The organism is Geminicoccus sp. (assembly GCF_036263595.1).
Classification (GTDB): Bacteria; Pseudomonadota; Alphaproteobacteria; order Geminicoccales; family Geminicoccaceae; genus Geminicoccus.
In genome coordinates this window covers 1-4,183 of sequence record NZ_DATAGQ010000189.1, presented here as the reverse complement: position 1 = coordinate 4,183, position 4,183 = coordinate 1, and the positions used below count along the sequence as shown (strand labels likewise).

Annotated in this window: 4 protein-coding genes; 1 reads left to right on the top strand and 3 read right to left on the bottom strand. The window is 64.6% G+C overall.

The features are described 5' to 3' along the window. Nucleotides 1–2,635 (top strand): efflux RND transporter permease subunit (locus tag VHL31_RS19990; RefSeq protein WP_329662999.1); only part of this gene is annotated, 2,635 nt, incomplete at its 5' end. A gap of 12 nt (nt 2,636–2,647) precedes the next feature. On the opposite strand, the gene VHL31_RS19985 is transcribed toward VHL31_RS19990, so the two are convergent. From VHL31_RS19985 to VHL31_RS19975, 3 genes are all read right to left on the bottom strand, one after another. Then, nucleotides 2,648–3,052, bottom strand: coding sequence for a VOC family protein (locus tag VHL31_RS19985; RefSeq protein ID WP_329662998.1), 405 nt, complete (start codon nt 3,050–3,052; stop codon nt 2,648–2,650). Nucleotides 3,053–3,101: 49 nt separating this feature from the next. Further along, nucleotides 3,102–3,548 carry a MarR family transcriptional regulator gene (locus VHL31_RS19980; RefSeq protein WP_329662997.1) on the bottom strand — a complete coding sequence of 149 codons (447 nt, stop codon included), beginning with the start codon at nt 3,546–3,548 and terminating at the stop codon, nt 3,102–3,104. A gap of 441 nt (nt 3,549–3,989) precedes the next feature. Further along, on the bottom strand, nt 3,990–4,183 hold a 194-nt coding region (locus VHL31_RS19975; protein ID WP_329662996.1), incomplete at its 5' end, for a hypothetical protein.

Genomic DNA, 4,183 nt, shown 5'->3' with positions numbered 1-4,183 from the left:
CAGGGTCAACGACTACGCGGAAAGCCTGCTCGCCGACCAGATCTCGCAGATCGAGGGCGTGGCGCAGGTCCTGGTCTGGGGAACCCAGAAGTACGCCGTGCGCGTCGAGATCGATCCGGTCCAGGCGGCGGCCCGCGGCCTCACCACGAGCGATGTGCGCAGCGCCATCGCCTCGGCCGCCTCGACCACGCCGGTAGGCACGCTTGCCGGCTCGGAGCGCACGCTCACCATCGACCCGCAGGCGCCTCCGTCGAACGCCGCCGAGTATCGCCCGCTCGTCGTAGCATGGCGCAACGGCCAAGCCGTCCGGCTGGACCAGATCGCGACGGTACGCGACGGCGTGGAGAACGAGCGCGGGGCCGGCTGGTTCCTGGATACCCGCGCCATCGTCCTGGCCGTCCAGCGCCAGCCCGACGCCAACACGGTCGCGGTGGTCGACCGGATCCGGGAGATCATCCCGTCGCTGCAGGCGCAGATTCCTCCCTCGGTCTCCATCCAGATCACCAACGACCGCTCCCAGTCGATCCGCGACGCAATCGACGACGTGACGGGTCATCTCATGATCGCGATGGGCCTGGTCGTCGCGGTGATCTTCGTGTTCCTCAAGGACCTGCGCGCCACGATCATCCCGGCCCTGACGCTGCCTGTCTCCATCATCGGCACCTTCGCGGTGATGTCGTTGCTGGGATTCTCCATCAACAACATGACGCTGCTGGCCCTGACCTTGTGCGTGGGCTTCGTGGTGGACGATGCGATCGTCGTACTGGAGAACATCGTCCGCCATGTCGAGAAGGGCATGGGGGTGTTCCAGGCGGCGCTGAAGGGCTCGGCGGAGATCGGCTTTACCATCGTTTCGATGACGATCTCGCTGGTCGCTGTGTTCATCCCCGTCCTGTTCATGGGCGGCGTGGTCGGCCGGGTCTTCCGCGAATTCGCGGTCACGATCTCCGTGGCGATCCTGATCTCCGGCTTCGTGTCGCTCACGCTGACGCCGATGCTCTGCTCCCGCTTCCTCAAGCCGCACCAGCACGAGCGCCGCCCCAACCTGTTCAGCCGTGCTGCCGACTTCGTGGTCGACGGGATGGCGACGCTCTACCGGATCAGCCTGGACTTCGTGCTCCGCCACCAGTTCATGACCCTGTTGGTGACCTTCGCCACCCTGGTCTATGCGATCCACCTCTACATCGTGGTGCCGAAGGGCTTCTTCCCGGTCGAGGACACGGGCTTCATGTTCGTCCGGACCGAGGCGCGCTCGGACATCGGCTTCGACGCCATGGCGGTCAACCAGCGCCGCGTCGCAGAGATCGTCCGCGCCGACCCGGCCGTGGCCTATTTCAACTCCAGCATCGGCGGCGACCAGCTCAACAATGGCCGCATGTTCGTGGCGCTGAAGAGCCGCGACGAAGGACGCACCGAGAACGTCCAGGAGGTGGCAGCACGCCTGCGCCGGGCAGCAGCGGAGGTGCCCGGGCTCAAGACCTTCTTCAATCCCGTGCAGAACATCAATATCGGCGGCCGCCAGTCGAACAGCCAGTACCAGTACACGTTGCAGACAGCGGACCTCGACACGTTACTCGCTGCCGTGCCGGACCTGCTGGCGGCGATGTCGAAGCTTCCCCAGATCCAGGACGTCTCCAGCGACCTGCAGATCACCAACCCGCAGCTCAAGATCCAGGTGGACGAGGACCGCGCAGCGGCGATCGGTGTACGTTCCGACCAGATCCGCTCCGCCCTCTACGATGCCTTCGGCACGCGGCAGGTCGGCACGATCTACACCGCCACTGACGACTACGCGATCATCGTCGAATCGCGTCGCGAGGAACAGGACGACCCGTCCATCCTCGGCCGCGTGTTCGTGAAGGCGAACGATGGCAGCAGCGTGCCCTTGTCCGCCGTCACCCGGGTGACCCGTGAAGCCGGACCGCTCACGGTCAACCGGCAGTCGCAGCAGCCCTCTGCCACCATTTCGTTCAACCTGGCACCCGGCAATGCGCTGAGCGATGCCGTGGCCGCCATCGAGCAGGCCACCCAGGAAACCGGCATCGCCAACAGCGTCACGACGGGCTTTTCCGGCACGGCCCAGGCCTTCCAGGAGGGCCTTGCCAACCAGCCAATCCTGCTGCTCGCCGCCATCCTCACGATCTACATCGTGCTGGGCATTCTCTACGAGAGCTTCGTCCACCCGATCACTATCCTGGCCGGCCTGCCGTCGGCCGGCATCGGCGCCATCTGGGCGCTGGGCTGGCTGGAGATGGACCTGTCGGTGATCGCGGTGATCGGCATCGTGATGCTGATCGGCATCGTGAAGAAGAACGCCATCATGATCGTCGACGTGGCGCTCGACGAGCGGCGCGAGGGCGCGGAGCCGGTGGCGGCCGTGCGGGAAGCCTGCCTGCGCCGCTTCCGCCCAATCATGATGACCACCTTCGCCGCGATCTTCGGCGCTCTGCCCATCGCGCTGGGGCTGGGCGCTGGTGCCGAGCTGCGCCAGCCGCTGGGCGTGGCCGTGGTGGGCGGCCTTGCCGTGTCGCAGCTGGTCACGCTCTACATCACGCCCGTGGTCTGGCTCTACCTGGAGCGGCTCTCCACGATGCGGCGGGGGCGCCGTGCCCCCACCGTCGCCAAGCCTGCCTGAGGGTGATGCGCCTCACCCCTGGGTAAAGCTCGGGTCCATATGGAATAGCTCCCAGCTATGCCCATCCAGGTCCTGGAAAGCCCGCTGGTACATGAACCCGTAGTCCTTGGGGTCGCTATAGGTCGTCCCGCCGGCGGCCACCGCCGCCTCCGCCAGCGCGTCGACCTCTGCGCGGCTGTCCAGCGACAGGGCGAGCAGCATCTCGGTGCTCGTCCGCGTGTCGCAGATCTGCTTGGGCGTGAACTCCCTGAACTTCGCCTCGGTCAGCAGCATCACATAGATGCCGTCCGCCACGATCATGCAGGTTGCCGTGGCGTCGGTGAACTTCGGGTTGAAGTCGAAGCCGAGCTTGCGGAAGTAGGCGATCGACTTGTCGAGATCCTTCACCGGCAGGTTCACGAAGATATTGGTGGCCATCGGTCACTCCGCTGATCTGGTTCGTGATGGGAAAGGCTGAATGGCAGCGTCAGGCCAGGGTCCGCAGGTCCTGCCGCAACCGCTCGGCATGGTCCGCCGCCAAACCCTGCTCGACTGCCTTATGGGTAACCTCCCAGATGGGCAGCGCCTTCAGGAGATGCTCCCGGCCCAAGGCGGTCAGTTCCAGCAGCCGGCTTCGACGGTCGCCGGGGTCGCTCCGGATCGCCACGAGCCCCCGCCGCTCCAGCGGCTTGAGGGCTGCCGTCAGCGTCGTCCGATCCATGGCCAGCAGCCTGGCAACCGAACCCATCGTTGCCGGCTCGGGCCGATTCAGCGACATCAGGAGCGAGAACTGCCCGTTGTTCAGCCCGCTTGGCCGCAGCGCCTCGTCGAAGCGCCGTGCCAGCGCCCTGGCAGCACGCTGGGCATGCAGGCACAGGCAATGATCGCGTACGTGATGCGTGGTGGAGAACGGGATGTCCGAGCAGTCGGTCATGCGCCTATTATGTTGATATCAACCATTCCGTCAAGCATCCAGTCTGGTTGCATCGCCCAGAACGGCTTCATCATCGGAGACATCCGCAGCCGCACTTGTGACCGTGCTGCACCCAGGAACGGCATCAGTTCACCATCGCCACGCCCTGAGCATGCACACAGGACGTGGCGATATGAAAACGCAAGCTAGTCTGTTTTAATTCGATCAGATGCTAACCTTCAGCGGAGACCCAAGAAACTCAGGATCAAGAGAACGACTACGATGACGCCGATCAGCCAAAATATGTTGTTCATCTGGTCTAGCTTTCCACTGTTGGTCACATCGCCCAGCAGCGCAGAATGATCATCCCGACGTGGATCACGAGTCAGGCACATCCTGGTGCTGGTCAGCCAGATCGAAACCTAGCTGGATCACCAGCGTTCCCTTTCCCAACTGATTAGATCACACCAGGATATCAGAGTTCAGCTGCCAGTCTCGGCGCTCGCTGCCGCCATTGGAGACTGCCGCGAAACCCTGGCCTTGGCCGTGCTGCTGTGATTCGATCCTGGTGAAGCAGGATGGGGGCGTCCGATGGTGCGCAAGGCGGTGGGTCAGGTGAGCCTGGTGGAAGCGCTGCTGCCGGCGGCCTTTGGCAG